Consider the following 18155-nt stretch of genomic DNA (forward strand, 5'->3'; position numbering starts at 1 on the left):
ATCAGGCGCCGGCGACCTTTTCGGTGCGGCCGATCTTGATCCCGAAGCCGGCGAGGCCGACGTACTGACGGTCGTGGGATGACAGGAGCGCGATCGAGGTGACGCCGAGATCGCGCAGGATCTGCGCGCCGACGCCGACCTCGCGCCAGCGGGCGCGCCGCTGCCGGGCCGACATGTGGCGCTCCGCCTCGGGGTCGCCGGCCGGAATCTCCACGTCCTCCGGTCGCAGCACGGCCGGGTCGCGGATCAGCACGAAGACGCCGCCCTTGACGCTGTCGAAGCGGGCGAGCGCCTGATCGAGCCAGCCCTTCGACGTGGCCGAGCCACGCAGGAGATCCGACAGCACGTGCTCGCGATGGATGCGGCAGGGGACATCGTCCGCGCCGACGACGTCGCCGACAGTGATGGCGACGTGCTGCAGCGGGTCGAACGGTGTTTCGTAGACGTAGACGCGGGCGGTGCGGCCGTGGGCGGCGACGTCGAACGAATCGGTGCGCCGGACGAACATCTCCTGGCGCATCCGGTACTCGATCAGCTCCTCGATCGAGACGATCTTCAGGCCGTGCTCATGGGCGAACTCGAGGAGCTGCGGCAGTCGCTTCACGGTGCCGTCGTCGTTGACGACCTCGGCCAGCACGCCGACGGGCTCGAGGCCGGCCAAGGTCGCGAGATCGGTCGCCGCCTCGGTGTGGCCGGAGCGGGTGAGGACGCCGCCGTCACGCGAGATCAGCGGGAAGATGTGGCCGGGGCGGAGGAAGTCGCCCGCCGTGCAGTTGTCGTTCGACAGGGCCGCGATGGTGTTCGCGCGCTCCTCGGCGGAGATGCCGGTGGTGAGGCCGACCTTGTAGTCGACGGTGACCGTGAAGGCGGTGCGCATCGGATCGCGGTTGTTGGCGACCATCGGGGCGAGGTTGAGCGCCTCGGCGCGCTCGGCCGGCATCGGCACGCAGATGATGCCGCTCGTGTGGCGGATCATGAAGGCGATGCGCTCCGGCGTCGCCTTGGCGGCCGCCATGATCAGGTCGCCCTCGTTCTCGCGGTCGGTGTCGTCGACGACGACGACGAGCTCGCCGGCGGCAATCGCCGCGACGGCTTCCTCGATGGTGTTCAGAGCCATGCGGAAACGGGGTCCTGTCTCGGGAGCGGCGGGGCCGGTTGGGTTCGTCCAATCGACCTTCGCGGCGGGGTCGTCAAGCTCCGAGGCGTCGCATCGCATCCGCACGGCTTGCGCTCGCTCATTTTCCCCAGACGGCAGTTCGGCCTAGACTGGACGCACGCCGTGCGCCAGGCGGGGGAAAGGAAACGACGATGGGCAAGAAGAAGAAGGATGGGAAGCAACGCGCCGCCGAGGCCGGTACCATCGGCCACGCGCCGCCGGACTTCCACTACGCCGAGGAGTTGCATCGGCTTCAGGTGGAGATCGCCCACCTTCAGGCGTGGGTGAAGGCGAGCGGCGCCCGCATCGTCGTGATCTTCGAAGGGCGCGACGCGGCGGGCAAGGGCGGCGTCATCAAGCGCATCACGGAGAAGGTCAGTCCGCGCGTCTTCCGCGTCGTCGCGCTGCCGTCGCCGACCGAGCGAGAGAAGTCGCAGATCTTTATCCAGCGCTACATCCCGCATCTGCCGGCCGCCGGCGAGATCGTGATCTTCGATCGCAGCTGGTACAACCGGGCGGGCGTCGAGCGCGTCATGGGGTTCTGCACCGACCAGCAGGCGCACCGTTTCCTGGAGCAGGCGCCCCGCTTCGAGGCGACGCTCGTCGAATCGGGTCTCATCCTGCTGAAATACTTCCTCGACGTCAGCGAGGAGGAGCAGGAGCGGCGCTTCCGCCAGCGCATCGACGACCCGCTGCGCCAGTGGAAGCTGAGCCCGATGGACATCGAATCCTATCGGCGCTGGTGGGACTACACGGCCGCCTACGACGAGATGATCCGCATGACCGACAGCATCCACGCGCCGTGGTGGGTGGTGCCGTCGGACGACAAGAAGCGCGCGCGCATCAACTGCATCTCGCACCTCCTGAGCCGGATCCCCTACGAGAAGGTGAAGTTCGACAAGCCGAAGCTCGGCGACCGGCAGAGCCGGCCGAAGGACTTCGTCGAGGACACGAGCTTCCGCAACATCGTGCCGAGCGTCGGCTGAGGGGCCGGGAGGCCGGGCTTGCGCCTGTCTGAATGTTGGGCCGCGGCGGCGCCTGGCGAGCCGCCGCGGCGTCGTATCAGGCGGCGTCGGGCGCCCAGGACAGGAAGAAGCCGACGTCTCCGGGCATGCCGCCGGGGAAGTTGATGATCGACGCCTTCAGCTTGTAGCCCTGCGGCTGCGCGATCGACTTGTAGGCATCGAACAGCTCCTTCGCCTTGCCCTGCAGGGTCGCGGGCCAGTCCGGGTCGGCGCTGTTGATGGCGCGGCCGCTGTCGGTGCAGAGCTCGGACGGGAAGGTGTAGATCATCGCCTCGAGCTTGCCGGCGGTCACCGCCTGCATGACGACGCGGCGGATCATCGCCCGCTCGTCGTCACCGATGTGGCCCTTCAGGAAATCCTCCGCGAACGCCGAGCGCTTCTGCTGCTCGAGCTTCTGACGAGCCATGTGCTCGTCCATCTCCTTCATCTGCTTCTCGAGCATGATCATCCGCAGCGCCTCGGCGGTGACGGGCTGACCCGGCTTGCCTGTCTCGTTCTCGGCCATGTCTCTTCCCCATTACGCGATCGATCGGGCGACGCACCCCGCGCCGCTTCTGTCGGCGGCATCCCTGCCAACACGATAGCCGCACATGAGGGGCGATCGGAAATCACGTCGCTGATGTGGATCAAGTCGGGGAGGGCGGGCACCCGGTCGTGACGGCGCGACAGATCCGGGGACGGAGGGACGGAAGCGGTCAGCCCATCCAGGCGATGACACGGTCGCGGCCGTCCCGCTTGGCCCTGTACATCGCTGCGTCCGCCGCCCGGAGGATCGCGTCCGCAGAGCCGAGATCGGCCTCCGAACTCGCGACGCCGATCGAGACGGTGACCCGGCCGAGCTCCGGAACGACGCCGAGGTCGGCACCCGCGATGGCCGTGCGGACCGCTTCCGAGACGGCGAGGGCCTCGGTGAACCGTGCGCCCGGCAGCAGGATCGCAAATTCCTCGCCGCCGATGCGCGCTGCCACGGCATCGCTCCCGTCGAGCACGGTGCGCAGGATCTCCGCTATGGCGACCAGCACGGCATCCCCGGCGGCATGGCCGAAGCGGTCGTTGATGTCCTTGAAGCGATCGACATCGACGAAGGCGAGGGAGAGGATGCCCGGCCCGACCGACCGAAGCGGCCGCGGGGGCGGTTCGAAATGGCGCGACAGGCTCTCCTGGAGGGCCCGGCGGTTCCACAGGCCGGTGAGGGAATCCTGCCGAGCGGCGGCCTCGAGTTCGAGGTTCTGACGGCTGATGGTGTGCAGGGCCGAACCCGTCTGGGCTTCGAAGACCTGGAAGAACACACCGGTCACCGTCAGCGTCAGCACGAAGGTGCTCGCGGCGAGGGGCGTCAGGTCGAAGAGATCCGACCCGAGCGCAATGGCGAAGATGCCGAAGGCGCCGGCGATCATCGCCCAGCCGGCGACGGAGCCGAGAATGAGGAAGGCTCCGCCGACGAGGGGGAAGAACAGCAGCACCCGCAACTGATCGTGGACCACGAAGAACTGCGCGCCGGAAACGTAGGCGAAGGCGGCGAGGAAGAAGCCGCTCGCGATAAGGACGAAGCCTCCCGGCCAGAACACGAGGGCGAGCAGCGCCACGGCGTTGGCGACGAAGAAGGCGAGATTGTTCGCCGACTGGACGGGCCCGAGCGGCATCCACCCGAGGACGGACGGGATCGTCATCAGCCCGCCCCAGAGCAAGGCGACCGCGAGCACGACCATCAGGAAGCGTCGGCGGATGTCCCGCGCACGGTCGAAGGCGCGGCGCGAAGCGACCGCCGATTCGCTCAAAGTCCTGTCCCCCGGTGGCCGACGAGCTGAACGAGGCGAGGACTAGCAGATGCGCGCGGGGACTCCATGTTTCACCTGCTCCTGAGACGTTGGGAGCCGTGGGCGAGCGCGCGGTCACCGGGGCCGGCCTAATACGTCGTGCTTGTGCCGCCGCCGTCGAACATTCGAGAAGTGGAGGCTGCACGGCACGCGGATCCGTATCTCGCTCTTAGGAGAACGGGAGTATTGAGTAGAGATAGAGATTTTGAGTGAGTTACGTTCGTGGAACCTTACCGACTAGATTTTTGAGTGTATTGTTCGGCATTGACGGTATGCGCCGGAAGGTGTCTCCCTTCGCCTGCAGCGGTTCGTAAACCCCTCCGCCAATGGGCCGCATTTCGATAACCCGGTCCTCTCGTTTGAGTTGCGCTACATCGCCTACCCACCTCCAGTCCAGAGTCTCGGCTCTTACTTGGGTTAGGCTCGATGCAACATCGCTCATACTGCCAAGCCGGGTGCCAGGTGTAGGATCAGTCAACCGCCGAATGGCCGATTTTGCGCGGCCGCCAATCCAAGGCGGGAGCGTTCGGAAGTCTGTGAGTTTGCCCGAAGCAGCGCGGCGATGGATGACCTCGTCCTGAAATTTTGACTTTTCAAAGTCACCTGTCAGGCAACTGTATTCTCTGCGATCAATGTTATTAAAATATTGCGTAGGATCGTATGGTAATGCGCCGCCCAATAGTTGATAGGTCACCAAGCCTAATTGATATATATCCCCCCGGACGCTGTAGCGTCCGGTCTCAAATGACTCGGGTGGCCGGTAAAGAGCGCTGTGGCCCGAAGCCGGCAAGTCTGTTTTACCATCTGTTAGCTGCCTGACGCTTCCGAAATCCGCAATCAGGGGCACGCCTCCATGGCACACGATATTTGCGGGCTTGAGGTCGCGGTGTATCAAGCCGTTCGCATGGATCGCACTCGCGCCCATGCAAATTCCCAATGCCATATCGATCGCATGAATCGCAGAGGGTCTGGTTGCAATAAGATTGTCAAGATTCCCGTCACCACACCTTGGCGTTAGAAAGTAAGCCCAATCTTCCGAAAGAATCCGCGCGTCAATAATTCGTAAGACGTTTGGAGATTGAATGCTGGCGAGCAGGCGCGGTTCATCGTGCCGCCGCTCTCCCGGAGCTCCATAGTAGAACTTAATTGCAACTTCGCTGCCGGAGATGCGATTGCGAGCGAATACTAGATAGCCGTTGGCACCGCCAGGATGAAACTCAAACGCGTCATGATCCCGTTCAAGTTCTCGGATCGCCACTTGGAGTTCAGAGGGCAAATTCTCCATTTTTCAGGTGGCCTGCTTCCCGAAAGCAGCCAGCGCAGCTTTGAATGCGGGCTGGTGATAGGCCCTCAGTCCGGCTCCATCTTCGCACGCGTTTATTCGCCTGCCAGAAATGAACTCAACTTCACATGGTGCGGCCGCAAGCAGGATACCTTCCATCTTAAGCGCGGCCGCGCCGGCGCGCATCTGTCCGGATTCTGGCTTATCTTTTATGGCTATCAAATCCGGTTTGGTCCCGGTGATCAAAGTTGTAACCGCGCTCTGGAACGCACGGAGAGAATCCTTTGAGCGTGTATCGGTCAGCTTAAGGCGGTTCGCTTCCTTGACCTCATTCTTTTTTTCCTCGCAGACAAGTAATACGTAGTTAAGCGTTTTTGCTTCAAATTCCACACCGAGTATGTTCATGGTATTCCTTGTATTTTTTGGAACTCTTGAGGATCATGAACTCTACCGATGCGGATAACCCTGACGAAGCCGCTTTTGACGAAGTTTACTGAGCCGCTGAAAATACTGCTAACGGCCCAGCAAGTTCACCGGCTGCCCCTCAGCTGCAGCCGCTCGTCGCGCCGCAGGTGTCGCACTTCAGGCAGGTGCCGTTGCGGACCATCGTGAAGTTGCCGCACTCGCCGCAGCTTTCGCCCTCGTAGCCCTTCAGGCGGGCGAGCGCCGCCTTCTCGGCCTTGTCGGCGCGGGCCGACTTCTGGGCGGGCTGCGGGGCCGGGGAGGGGACGAGAGCCGTCTCGGGGTCTTCCTCGGGGTCCTCCAGCGGCTCGCTGCGGTGGAAGGCGAGCGCCGCTCCGGCGCCACCGCGCAGCGCCGTCACCGAGCCGTGCGCCGAGGCGACCGGTGCGCCGCTCGCCTTCGGACCGCCGCGCAGTTCGCCGGCCGGCGTCTCGAGGACGCGGAAGGCGGTGGTGCGGCCGCGCACCAGGCCCTTCGAGACGACGTGCTCCGGACCCGGCGCCTTGCCCTCGTCGACGCCCGTGCCCATCGCGGTCGAGCCGATGTCGTCCTGCGAGACGTGGGCCAGGTCGTGCCGGCCGAGATAGGAGATCGCCAGCTCGCGGAAGATATAGTCGAGGATCGAGGTGGCGTTCTTGACGTAGTCGTTGCCCTGCACGAACCCGGCCGGCTCGAAGCGGGTGAAGGTGAAGGCGTCGACATATTCCTCGAGCGGCACGCCGTACTGCAGGCCGAGCGAGATGGCGATGGCGAAGTTGTTCATCAGCGAGCGGAAGGCGGCGCCTTCCTTGTGCATGTCGATGAAGATCTCGCCGAGGCGGCCGTCGTCGTACTCGCCGGTGCGCAGATAGACCTTGTGGCCGCCGACGATCGCCTTCTGGGTGTAGCCCTTGCGGCGGCCCGGCAGCTTCTCGCGCTCGCGGACCTGCACCTCGCGCTCGATGATCCGCTCGACGATGCGCTCGGCCACCTCGCGCGCCCGCACCGCAGGCGGCTCGGCGATGATCGCCTCGACGACGTCGTCGACGTCGTCGTCATCGGCGAGGAGCTGCGAGTTGAGCGGCTGCGACAGCTTGGAGCCGTCGCGGTAGAGGGCGTTCGCCTTCAAGGCGAGGCGCCAGGACAGCGTGTAGGCCGCCTTGCAGTCCTCCACCGTGGCGTCGTTCGGCATGTTGATGGTCTTCGAGATCGCGCCCGAAATGAACGGCTGGGCGGCCGCCATCATGCGGATGTGGCTCTCGACCGAGAGGAAGCGCTTGCCGATGCGGCCGCACGGGTTGGCGCAGTCGAAGACCGGCAGGTGCTCGGGCTTCAGATAGGGCGCGCCCTCGAGCGTCATCGCCCCGCAGACGTGGACGTTCGCCGCGTCGATGTCCTTCTTCGAGAAGCCGAGCTTCGCCAGCATGTCGAAGGAGGGATCGTCGAGCTCCACCGTGGTGAAGCGCATCACCTCGGTGCAGAAGGCCTCGCCGAGGCTCCAGCGGTTGAAGGCGAACTTGATGTCGAAGGCGGACTTCAGAGCGACATCGAGCTTCGCCAGAACGTCGTCGGTGAAGCCCTTGGCCCGCAAGGTGGAATGGTTGATCGCCGGGGCCTGGGCGAGCGTCCCGTGACCGACGGCGTAGGCCTCGATCTCGGCGATCTCGCTCTCGCGGTAGCCGAGCGAGCGCAGCGCCTCCGGCACGGCGCGGTTGATGATCTTGAAGTAGCCGCCACCGGCGAGCTTCTTGAACTTCACCAGTGCGAAGTCCGGCTCGATGCCCGTCGTGTCACAGTCCATGACGAGGCCGATCGTGCCGGTCGGCGCGATCACGGTCGTCTGGGCGTTGCGGAAGCCGAAGGCCGAGCCCCACTCGAGCGCGCGGTCCCAGGCGGCCCGGGCGTGCTCCACCAGCACCTTGTCGGCGCAAGCGGCGTGGTCGAGCGGCACCGGGGCGGTGGCGAGCGCCTCGTAGCCCTCGCTCTCGCCGTGGGCGGCGCGGCGGTGGTTGCGTATGACGCGCAGCATGGCGTCGCGGTTCTCGGGGAAGCCCGGGAACGGTCCGAGCTCGCGCGCCATCTCGGCGGAGGTGGCGTAGGAGACACCCGTCATGATGGCGGTGAGCGCGCCGCAGATGGCGCGGCCCTCGGCCGAATCATAGGGGATGCCGGAGGTCATCAGCAGACCGCCGATGTTGGCGTAGCCGAGGCCGAGCGTGCGGTACTCGTAGGAGAGCTCGGCGATCCGCTTCGACGGGAACTGCGCCATCAGCACGGAGATCTCGAGGACCACCGTCCAGAGCCGCACAGCGTGCTCGTAGGCCTCGACCTGGAAGACGCCGTCCTCGCCACGGAACTGCAGCAGGTTGAGCGAGGCGAGATTGCAGGCCGTGTCGTCGAGGAACATGTACTCGGAGCACGGGTTGGAGGCGCGGATGTCGCCGCCCGCCGGGCAGGTGTGCCAGTCGTTGATGGTGGAGTGGAACTGGATGCCGGGATCGGCCGAGGCCCAGGCGGCGTAGCCGATCTTCTCCCAGAGCTCGCGGGCCTTCAGGGTCTTCGCGACCTTGCCGTCGGTGCGCCGGATCAGCGCCCAGTCGCCGTCCTCCTCCACCGCCTTCAGGAAGGCGTCGGTGACGCGGACCGAGTTGTTGGAGTTCTGGCCGGAGACGGTCAGGTAGGCTTCCGAATCCCAGTCCGTGTCGAAGATCGGGAAGGAGATGTCGGTGTAGCCCTGCTTGGCGAACTGCACGACCCGCAGGACGTAGTTCATCGGCACCGCGGCCTTCTTGGCGGCGCGGATCTCGCGCTTCAGGGCCGGGTTCTTGTCAGGGTCGAAGCAAGAATCGCCCGGGCCGTCGCAGTTGATGCAGGCCTTCATGATCGCCTTGAGGTGCTTGACGACCGTCTTCGAGCCGGTGACGAGGGCGGCGACCTTCTGCTCCTCGCGCACCTTCCAGTCGACATAGGTCTCGATGTCGGGGTGGTCGGCGTCGACCACGACCATCTTGGCGGCGCGGCGGGTGGTGCCACCCGACTTGATGGCGCCGGCGGCACGGTCGCCGATCTTCAGGAAGCTCATCAGGCCGGACGAGCGCCCGCCACCCGACAGCCGCTCGCCTTCGCCACGCAGCGCGGAGAAGTTCGAGCCGGTGCCCGAGCCGTACTTGAACAGGCGCGCCTCGCGCACCCACAGGTCCATGATGCCGCCGTCGTTGACGAGATCGTCGCCGACCGACTGGATGAAGCAGGCGTGCGGCTGCGGGTGCTCGTAGGCGGTGGCGGACGCGACCAGCTTGCCGGTCTCGTGGTCGACGTAGAAGTGGCCCTGGCTCGGGCCGTCGATGCCGTAGGCCCAGTGCAGGCCAGTGTTGAACCACTGGGGCGAGTTCGGCGCCACCTTCTGGGTGGCGAGCATGAAGCGCAGCTCGTCAAAGAAGGCGCGAGCGTCGGCCTCGCCGTCGAAGTAGCGGCCCTTCCAGCCCCAGTAGGTCCAGGTGCCGGCGAGCCGGTCGAAGACCTGGCGGGCGTCGGTCTCGCCGACGCTGCGCTCGCCGGCCGGCAATTCGGCCAGTGCCGCCTCGTCGGCGACGGAGCGCCACAGCCACGAGGGGATCGTCGATTCCTCGTGTTTGCGCAGGCGCGCCGGCACGCCGGCCTTGCGGAAGTACTTCTGCGCCAGCACGTCGGAGGCGACCTGGCTCCAGGCCTCGGGAACAGCGATGTCCTCGAGCCGGAACACCACCGAACCATCGGGATTGCGGATCTCGCTCGTCACCGTACGGAACGGGATCGACGCATAGGCGTCCTGACCCTCGGTGGTGTAGCGCCGCTCGATCCGCATCTTCGTCGTCCTCTCAACCGTCCGGCCACGTGGGCCGGTCGTCCGATGCTCTGTCCGGTGGCCGGCGGGCCCACGGTATGGCGGGATGGCGATCTCTCGGGACCGCATCCGGTATCATCATGGACTCGGTGCCACTAAATATAGTGCTACCGAGCGCTTTTGTCGCCCCCCGCGTCGGCGCGCGGCATCGCGCATGCGTCGGCGCGGTCCGTGGACAGTGCCACGAACGGCGGCTGGTCAGGGGAGGCTTCTTTGGGGGTTTCGGTGCACCCGGCGCGCCGGGGCATCGTCAGTGGCCGAACACTAGGGCGACTCGCCGAAACGGGTCAAGCGATGGTGGCCGCAATTTCGGTGGCACAACATCTAGTATGTCGCTTGACACTGGGGAAAGCGGGGAAAGCCGCGGCTCCGCATCACCGTGCGCACCCGATGCGCCCGCTGCGGCCCTGTGGACGGCGCAACGCCGCCTCGTCCAGGCCCCGGCCTTGGATTGTGATGACCGTCGAAGGACGTGGGTGGATGCGATGGCGCTCAACATCAAGAACCGCGAGGCCGAGCGGCTGGCGCGCGACGCGAGGGGACTGCCACGGTGATCTTAGACACCCAGGCAATCGTCGCGGCTGAAGGCCGCCGCCCGCGGCGCCCTGCCGTCTGGACTTGGGCTCGGGCCGCTGGCATGGTCCCGCCGACTTCCGATCACCCGTGACGGGGCGCCGATGCGCGACTTTCTCATTCACGTGTTCACCTGGTGGAACGGCTGGACCATCGGGACCAAGCTGTGGACGAGCCGCTTCGGCGAACGGGTGGGTACCGACGAGTTCGGCAACGTCTACTACCGCACCCGCGGCGGCAAGGTGGACCCGACGCTCGGCTTCCAGCGCCGCTGGGTGATCTACAACGGCCCGGCGGAGGCGAGCTCGATTCCCGCCGGCTGGCACGGCTGGATGCACCATCGCGTCGACACGCCGCCGAGCGAGCAGCAGTACGTGCCGCGCCCGTGGCAGCTGCCGGCGCAGCCGAACCTCACCGGCACGCCCGCCGCCTATCGTCCGTCCGGCTCGATCCTCAAGGACGCGCAGCGTCCGGCGGCGACCGGCGACTACGACGCCTGGACCCCCGGCGGCTGAGGCCGCGACCCGCCACGACCCCTGTGTTCCCGTTCACAGCCGACCCGGCGCCTGCCCGCTAGCCTCCTTCGTGACTGAAGCGCTCCGAGATCTCGGAGCCGTCACACGAAGGGGAGCATCATGTCGACTACCGTTGCGCGTGCGGACCGCAGCATCGTCCGCAAGACCGTTGCAGGGCTCCGGGCCGCCGCGAGCGCGGCGGTGCTGGCCGCCTTCGTCGCCACCGGCGCGCCGGCCTCGGCCTCCGACATTCCCTCGCTCGGCGTGCACCTCTCCGGTGTTCGCGACTACGCCACGCAGCACCCGTTCCTCGACCGCTACAAGACGGCGCGCGACTGGGCGATCCACGACCCGAACGGCGCCTTCGCCGTCTTCGACCCCAGCCTGAAGCTCGACGAGGACGGCTGGCCGACCGAGGTGCCCGCCGGTCGCCGGCTGATCACCGCCGTCGGCGTCGACCCCACAGACGACGCCATCACCGACCGCTACGTCGTGCTCTTCGACGGCGACGGCACCGTCGAGTATATCGGCGCCACCGTGCTCGACGACCGTCCGGGCCGCCACCGCGTCGAGATGAATGCGGGCGAGGGCGAGGGGTTCGCCAACCTGTTCGTGCTGATCTCCCGCACACAGCGTGGCGATCATATCCGCAACATCCGCGTCGTCCGCGAGGACCAGCTGAAGGCCTTCGAAGCCGGCGAGATCTTCAACCCGGCATTCCTCGCCCGGCTGAAGGACTTCACCATGCTGCGGTTCATGGACTGGATGGGGACGAACGATTCGGTCGTCACCACCCCAGACACCCGCCGCCGCGTCACCGACGCCTCGTGGACGAACGAGAACGTCTGGGAATCGAGCCGCCGCGCCGGCGTGCCGATCGAGATCGTCGTCGAGCTCGCCAATCGCGTCGGTGCCGACGCCTGGATCAACGTGCCCCACGGTGCCGACGACGCGCTGGTGCGGGAGTATGCGGAGATCGTGCGGGACCGGCTGGACCCGCGCCTGAAGGTCTTCGTCGAGTACTCGAACGAGGTGTGGAACTTCGGCTTCGGCCAGGCGCAGGAGACGTTCGACGCGGCGCAGGCACGCTGGAGCGCGGCGTTCGCCCGCCGCTGCACCGGCAACCCCGACCGCGGCACCGCCTGGATGCAGCTCTACGGCACCCGCGCCGCCGAGGTGATGGACATCTTCTCCGACGTCTTCGGCCGCGAGGCGAAGCGGCGACTGGTGCGGGTGGCGGCGACGCAAACCGCCTTCCTCGGCCTCGAGGCGGCCATCCTGGAAGCGCCGCTCGCCGTCTGCGAGGGCAAGCCGGCCCCGAAGGCGAGCTTCGACGCCTACGCCGTCACTGGCTACTTCGAAGGTGGCCTCTATGCCGACGGCAACATCTCGTTCATCGACAACGTGCCCGAGGTCCGCCGCTTCGCCCGCCAGGGCGAGGCCGGGCTCGCCAAGGCCTTTCGCCAGATGGACAAGGGCGACCTGTTCCCGACGCAGGAGGGCTTCATCTCGCTGGAGGACCCGTCGGACGACGGCGTCACCACCGGCTTGCGCGGACTGTTCGCCTACCACGCGAACGTCGCTCGCGAGAACGGCTTCGAACTCGTCGCCTACGAGGGCGGGCCGCACCTGTTCTCCTCGTTCGAGACGACCCGCGGTCTCACCGACTTCTTCGCCAAGCTCAACCGCGACCGCCGGATGGGTGATCTCGTCACGAAGATGCTCGACCTCTTCAAGGACGCCGGCGGCACCCGCTTCGCCTATTTCGCCGACGTCGAGCCCTACACCGAGTTCGGCTTCTGGGGGGCGCTCGAATCCGTCTACCAGAAGCGCTCGGCGAAGTTCGACGCGATCACCGCCTGGAGCCGCGACAACACCATCCCCAATCGCGACCGCCGGGATCCCGGCGCCTTCGTCGACGGCGAATTCTTTGCCGGCGGCAGCAAGGCGGACCGCCGCAGCTTCGGGCCGGGCAACGACCGCGCGAATGGCGGCAAGGGCAACGACGTCTTCGACGGCGGGCCGGGCTCCGACATCCTCGACGGTGGTCCGGGCCAGGACACGCTGACCGGCGGCCCCGGCCCGGACCGCTTCCGCATCGCCTCGCCGAAGGAAGCGGGCGACACCATCACCGACTTTGAGGTGATCGACCGCATCGTCCTGCCGGCCGCCGGCTGGAAGGGGCTGGAGGCTGGCAAGGTGCGTATCGTCAACGGCAGGGCCGCGACCTCGACCAGACCGACCTTCCTGTTCGACGCCGCGACCGGCCGCCTGAGCTTCGACCGCGACGGCACGGGACCGAAGACGCCGGTACTGGTCGCGACGCTGACGGGGGCGACGAAGGTGACGGCCGCAAACATCGAGGTGGAGTGAGCGGGAATGATGAGCCGCTGAGCGGACGAGATCGTACGTGAATGTCGGGCCGGCGATATCGATCGCCGGCCCGGTCGGCATTGCCGATGGCATCGATCGATGCCATTTTGTGTGCCTGTTTTGTGAGGCCGCGCCATGCGAACCACGATCGCCCTCGACGACGACCAAGTCGCACGAGCACAGGCACTGACTGGACTGACCGAGAAATCGGCGCTGGTGCGCGAAGCTCTGAAGGCGCTCATCGAGCGGGAAAGCGCCCGCCGCCTCGCGCGGCTCGGGGGCAGCGAGCCCGACCTTGTTGCCGTGCCGCGGCGGCGAACGGCTGGACGGTGATCCTGGTCGACACATCAGTCTGGATCGACCACCTCCGGCGAAATGACCTGGAACTGGCAGGGCTTCTCGATGCCGGGCGGGTTCTGACGCATCCCTTCATCATCGGCGAGATCGCGCTCGGCCATCTTCGCCAACCCGCCAGAATCCTTCGGGACCTCGGCGACTTGCCGAAGGCGGCGGTGGCGACCGACGCCGAGGTTCTCACCTTCATCTCGGCGCAGTCTCTCGCCGGCACCGGCATCGGATACGTTGATGCGCACATTCTCGCTGCGGTCCGCCTGACTCCCGGTGCGGCCCTGTGGACACGGGACCGCCGGCTTTCCAATCTGGCGAAGGACCTAGGGTACGCCGCGTTGCACTGAAGGGCGCCCGTGGCGTGGCGACACCGTTACACCGATCGGATGCCACCCTTGCCCGGCTCCGGCTCCGGGTGCACCTTGCGCGGCCGAACGCCATCGACGGCCGCAACCAACAACGACCGAGCGCCATGAACCCGCTGTTCGCTTCCCTGCCGACGACCATCTTCGAAGAGATGTCGCAACTCGCCCGCGCCCACGGCGCAATCAATCTCGGCCAGGGCTTTCCCGACGATCCGGGGCCGGAGGACGTTCGGCGCAAGGCGGCCGAGGCGGTCGTCGACGGCTACAACCAGTACCCGTCGATGATGGGCATTCCTGAGCTCCGGCGGGCCATTGCCGACCACTACCGGCAGCATCAGGGCCTCGAGCTCGACGCCGACACGGAGTGCATGGTGACGTCCGGCGCCACCGAGGCGCTCGCCGCCTCCATCCTCGGTCTCGTCGCGCCGGGCGACGAGGTGGTGCTGTTCGAGCCGGCCTACGACGCCTACCTGCCGCTTGTCCGCCAGGCGGGCGGGATTCCGCGGCTCGTCAAGCTGTCGCCGCCGGACTGGCGCTTCGACCCCGAGGCGCTCGCCGCCGTTATCTCGCCGAAGACCAAGCTCCTCATCATCAACAACCCGCTCAATCCCGCCGGCGCGGTGTGGCCGCGCGAGGATCTCGAAGCCCTCGCCAAGGCGATCGAGGGGACCGAGGCGATCGTCGTCTCCGACGAGGTCTGGGAACACGTCATCTTCGACGGCAGGCCGCACGTCACGGTGCTGTCGGTGCCGGGCCTGCGCGAGCGGTCGGTGAAGATCGGCTCGGCCGGCAAGATCTTCTCGCTGACGGGCTGGAAGGTCGGCCTCGTCGTCGCGGCGCCGCACATCCTGCGCGTCGTCGCCAAGGCGCACCAGTTCCTCGCCTTCACCACCGCGCCCAACCTGCAGACGGCCGTCGCCTACGGCCTCGCCAAGGACGATACTTATTTCACCGACATGCGGGCGCGGCTGCAGGCGCAGCGGGACTATTTCTCGGCGGGGCTGAAGGCGGCCGGCTTCACGGTGCTGCCGTCGGCCGGCACCTACTTCGTCTGCGTCGATCTCAAGCCGCTCGGGCTCTCCGACGATGCCGCCTTCTGCAAGCGGCTCGTCGCCGAGGCGAAGGTGGCGGCGATCCCGGTGTCGGCGTTCTATTCCGGCGACGCCGTCCGCCACGTCGTGCGCTTCTGCTTCGCCAAGAACGAGGCGACGCTGGACGAGGCGATCGCCCGGCTGGTGCGGGCGGCCCCGGCGCTCGCCGCCTGAGGGCGAAGCGCCACGTCAGCCGAGGAGGGGTATCGGAACCCCTCCGACGCGCAGCGCCCAGACGAGCCACGCAGCCGGCGCCAGGAAGGCCCCGAACGGAATCCAGGCAGCCATGTCGAGGCGTCGTCGCGCCGCGAGCGACGCGGCGACGATGACGAGCAGCGCGAAGAGCACCGCCACGAACAGCGCCGTCGGCAGGTCCGGCCAGGCGAGCCAAGGCGCGACGGCACCGGCGAGCTTGATGTCGCCGAGGCCGAGGCCCTCGATCCCGCGCGCCCGGCGGTAGAAGGTCCGCACCGCGAGCAGTGTCCCGGCTGCGATCGCGGCGCGGGCGAGCCCGTCGATCACGCCGAACAGAGGGCCCGCCCAGGCGGGCGTGTCGGCGGCCGTGCCGAACACCAGCGCCGGCGTCAGTGGCAGGCTGGCCGGTGGGGCTCCGAAGGCAGCCCAGGCGAGCCCGGCAACGAGCAAGGCGATGTTCGCCTCGTCCGGAATCTCGTAGGTGCGCAGGTCCGCGACAGCGATCCAGGCGGCGAGGCCGGCGAACACGGCTGCGAAAGGCGGCACGCCCGCCGCCAATGTGCCCGGCGCGAACCCTGTCGCGAAGGCGGCCCACGCGAAGGCGGCCGCGACCAAGGCCGCGAGCATGACGGGGAGGGGGGAGCGGCGGGTCACGGTCGCGGCGACGGGGTCGGCCGCGGTGCGATGACGGCGGTCAAGGCAACGCCGCCCTCACGGACGGGCGCCGCCGATCACCTTCAGGCGCAGTTCCTCGGCGATGAGCTGGGCATCGACGCTGTCGCGGATGATCTGCGGCTTGATGAAGATGATGAGCTCGGTGCGGTCGGAGCGGTTCGACTGGGTCGAGACGAAATCGCCGACCACCGGCAGGTCCATGATGATCGGGATGCCCTGCTTGGTGCGCTCGATCTGTTCCTGGATCAGCCCCGCCAGCACGACGGTCTGGCCGTTGGTGACGGAGACGGCGCTCTTCACCCGGCGCTGCGAGATCGTCGGCGTGAGGCTGTCCTCGGTGCCGTTGCGCAGCACGTTGGAGATCTCCTGCTCGACCTCGAGATTGACGGTGCCGTTGGCGCTGACGCGCGGCGTGACGCGCAGGATGACGCCCGTGTTCTTGTACTCGACCTCGTTCACCGTCGGTGCGTCGGGGTCCTGCACGGACTGCGCCGAGCGCGTCGTCACCGGCACCTCGTTGCCCACCTGAAGCGTCGCCACCTGGTTGTCGGAGACGACAAGCGAGGGCGACGACAGCACCTTCACGTCGGTGACGGTGCGTAGCGCGTCGATGATGGCGCGCGGGCTGTTGTTCGGCCCGAGCACGAACTCGAAGTTCGGCGTGGAGCGCTGCAGCGGCGGCTCGTTCGCCTTGTTGAACAGGCCGATGTTGCCGATGTTGCCCGGCAGGCCGAAGTCCTTGCTTTTCAGGTAGAACTGCACGCCGTACTGCAGGTTGCCGCTCAGCGTCACCTCGACGATGGTCGCCTCGATCGCCACCTGCAGGCCCGGGCGGTCGATGTCGGCAAGTGCCCGCTCGATAATCTGCCAGCTGGCGCGGTCCGCGTAGATCAGCAGCGAGTTGTTGCCGACATCAGCGGTGATGCGGACGTTGCGTAGCACCGCTTCGCCGGTGCCACCGCCGGCCGTCGCGTCGGCGCCGGCCGCGAGCGCGTTCGACGAGGCGCCGAAGCCCGTCTCCGAGCCGGTCGGATCGTCGCCTTCAGACGCGCCGGAGCGATCGAACAGCGAGCCCGATCGCGACTGCTGCGAGGACTGCTGCCCACCTTCAGCGTCTGCCGTCGGCTGCGTCGTCAGGGCGGCGGAGCTGACCGAATCGGTGCCGGGGGCGAGCTGGGCGAGGTCGTCGGCACCCGCGCCGGAGCCGGCGCCGCCGGTGAACACCGTGTTGAGGATCGTCGCGATACGTCGCGCATCGCCGTGCTGGACCCGGTAGACGCGCAGCCGCGTGTTCTCCTGGTCGGCGCGGTCGAGGCGGCGGACCCAGGTGGCGACCTGCTGGACATATTTGGGCGACTGCGAGATCGCCAGGACCGCATTGAGGCGGCTGACCGGCTGGAAGCGCACGAGCCCGGCACCCGGCCCGCCGGAGCCGGCGTCCATGATGCGGTTGAGCTCGGCGATCATCACCTCCGGCGTCGCGTTGCTGAGCGGGAAGACGCCCACCGATTGACCGCGCATCCAGTCGACGTCGAAGGCGAGCGCCGTCTCGATCATCGCCCGCCGCTCCGGGGCGCTGCCCTGGACGAGGAGGAGGTTGCGGGTCGGGTCCACCCGAACGGTGCCGGCGCGCGCGCCGAAGCCCTCGACGAGCTTCATCACGGTATCGGCGGAGACGTTCTCCAGCGGCAGCACCGTCAGCCCGTAGCCGGGGCTGACGCGGCGCGAGCCGACGTCGACCGAGCCGGATCCGGCCGCCTCCGAGGCGAGCACGATCTGATAGACGTCGCCCTGACGCGCCACCACGGCGCCGTTCAGCTGCAGGGCGTTTTCGAGGAGCGGCAGGATGTCCTTGCGGGCGATCGGCTTGGCGGACGAGAGGCTGATCGTCCCCTCGACGCGGGGATCGACAAGGTAGTCGACCCTGAGGACGTCGCCGAGCAGCACCTTCGCCACCGTGGTGACGTCGGCATTCTCGAAATTGAGATCGAAGGCATCGCCACCGGCGGGCGCGGCGCCGACACCCGAGGAGATCGTCGGGCGCTCCGCCGTCGAGCCGGTTGCACTGCTGCCGAGATAGATCTCTCCCTGCGGCACCGGGCCGTCGCGGCCGCTGCGAGCGATGCCCCGCACAGGCTCCTGCTTGCGCGCGGCGAGGTCCATGGACATGACGCCGTCGAGGAAGGTCGGCGGCTCCTGGTTGCCGTCCGTGGCCGTGCCGGCACAGCCCACGAGGGCAGCAGCCATCAACGCCGCGGAGGCCAAACCCCGCCAGTGAACCCAGCCCTTCGACACGCCACTACTTTCTCGCCGCCATACTGCGCAGGCAAGCATCATACGGCGCTGAACTTGACACGTCAATGTTCTACGTGGTAACCAAATCCTTAATACTCGGCATGTCGTCTTGTTAACCATG

14 protein-coding genes are annotated in these 18155 nt (G+C 67.3%); 6 read left to right on the forward strand and 8 right to left on the reverse strand.

The window, feature by feature from the left end:
- Position 1: 1 nt before the first annotated feature.
- Entirely contained in the window at positions 2-1117 is a 1116-nt protein-coding gene (ribB, locus tag RUR49_RS10155; protein ID WP_409146237.1) for a 3,4-dihydroxy-2-butanone-4-phosphate synthase, read from the reverse strand.
- Positions 1118-1308: 191 nt separating this feature from the next.
- Here ribB and ppk2 point away from each other — a divergent pair, with 191 nt between their 5' ends.
- A complete protein-coding gene (gene ppk2 / locus RUR49_RS10160; RefSeq protein ID WP_409146238.1) occupies positions 1309-2142 on the forward strand; it encodes a polyphosphate kinase 2 in 834 nt (277 codons plus the stop codon).
- 76 nt (positions 2143-2218) lie between these two features.
- Here ppk2 and RUR49_RS10165 read toward each other — a convergent pair whose 3' ends face one another.
- From RUR49_RS10165 to RUR49_RS10185, 5 genes are all read right to left on the reverse strand, one after another.
- The gene (locus tag RUR49_RS10165) at positions 2219-2686 is read right to left on the reverse strand and encodes a histidine kinase (RefSeq protein WP_409146239.1); all 468 of its coding nucleotides are present in this window, start codon (positions 2684-2686) and stop codon (positions 2219-2221) included.
- A gap of 190 nt (positions 2687-2876) precedes the next feature.
- Positions 2877-3959, reverse strand: a complete 1083-nt coding sequence (locus RUR49_RS10170; protein WP_409146240.1) for a diguanylate cyclase — start codon at positions 3957-3959, stop codon at positions 2877-2879.
- A 253-nt stretch (positions 3960-4212) separates the two neighbouring features.
- Positions 4213-5283, reverse strand: a complete 1071-nt coding sequence (locus RUR49_RS10175; RefSeq protein ID WP_409146241.1) for a protein kinase domain-containing protein — start codon at positions 5281-5283, stop codon at positions 4213-4215.
- 3 nt (positions 5284-5286) lie between these two features.
- Complete coding sequence (locus RUR49_RS10180; RefSeq protein WP_409146242.1) at positions 5287-5685, reverse strand: DUF3010 family protein; 399 nt, start codon at positions 5683-5685, stop codon at positions 5287-5289.
- Positions 5686-5824: 139 nt separating this feature from the next.
- Positions 5825-9565, reverse strand: coding sequence for a vitamin B12-dependent ribonucleotide reductase (locus RUR49_RS10185; protein ID WP_409146243.1), 3741 nt, complete (start codon positions 9563-9565; stop codon positions 5825-5827).
- Between the two features lie 716 nt (positions 9566-10281).
- On the opposite strand from RUR49_RS10185, the gene RUR49_RS10190 reads away from it, so the two are divergent.
- The 5 genes from RUR49_RS10190 to RUR49_RS10210 all read left to right on the forward strand — a co-directional run bounded on the left by RUR49_RS10190 (position 10282) and on the right by RUR49_RS10210 (position 15043).
- Positions 10282-10692: an NADH:ubiquinone oxidoreductase subunit NDUFA12 gene (locus tag RUR49_RS10190; protein ID WP_409146244.1), complete on the forward strand. Its 411-nt coding sequence runs from the start codon at positions 10282-10284 to the stop codon at positions 10690-10692.
- Positions 10693-10812: 120 nt separating this feature from the next.
- A complete protein-coding gene (locus RUR49_RS10195) occupies positions 10813-13065 on the forward strand; it encodes a hypothetical protein (protein ID WP_409146245.1) in 2253 nt (750 codons plus the stop codon).
- A 135-nt stretch (positions 13066-13200) separates the two neighbouring features.
- Positions 13201-13398, forward strand: coding sequence for a type II toxin-antitoxin system VapB family antitoxin (locus tag RUR49_RS10200; protein WP_409146246.1), 198 nt, complete (start codon positions 13201-13203; stop codon positions 13396-13398).
- Complete coding sequence (locus RUR49_RS10205) at positions 13395-13760, forward strand: type II toxin-antitoxin system VapC family toxin (RefSeq protein ID WP_409146247.1); 366 nt, start codon at positions 13395-13397, stop codon at positions 13758-13760. The genes RUR49_RS10200 and RUR49_RS10205 overlap by 4 nt, the downstream gene beginning before the upstream one ends.
- A 125-nt stretch (positions 13761-13885) precedes the next feature.
- A complete protein-coding gene (locus tag RUR49_RS10210) occupies positions 13886-15043 on the forward strand; it encodes an aminotransferase (protein ID WP_409146248.1) in 1158 nt (385 codons plus the stop codon).
- 15 nt (positions 15044-15058) lie between these two features.
- On the opposite strand, the gene RUR49_RS10215 is transcribed toward RUR49_RS10210, so the two are convergent.
- Together RUR49_RS10215 and gspD are read right to left on the reverse strand one after the other, a co-directional pair.
- Positions 15059-15610 carry a prepilin peptidase gene (locus RUR49_RS10215; protein WP_409146249.1) on the reverse strand — a complete coding sequence of 184 codons (552 nt, stop codon included), beginning with the start codon at positions 15608-15610 and terminating at the stop codon, positions 15059-15061.
- A gap of 165 nt (positions 15611-15775) precedes the next feature.
- Positions 15776-17986 carry a type II secretion system secretin GspD gene (gspD, locus tag RUR49_RS10220; protein ID WP_409146250.1) on the reverse strand — a complete coding sequence of 737 codons (2211 nt, stop codon included), beginning with the start codon at positions 17984-17986 and terminating at the stop codon, positions 15776-15778.
- Between the last annotated feature and the right edge of the window lie 169 nt (positions 17987-18155).

This window comes from Pseudoxanthobacter sp. M-2, from assembly GCF_046156265.1.
In the GTDB taxonomy this organism is placed as follows: Bacteria; Pseudomonadota; Alphaproteobacteria; order Rhizobiales; family Segnochrobactraceae; genus CAMDHY01.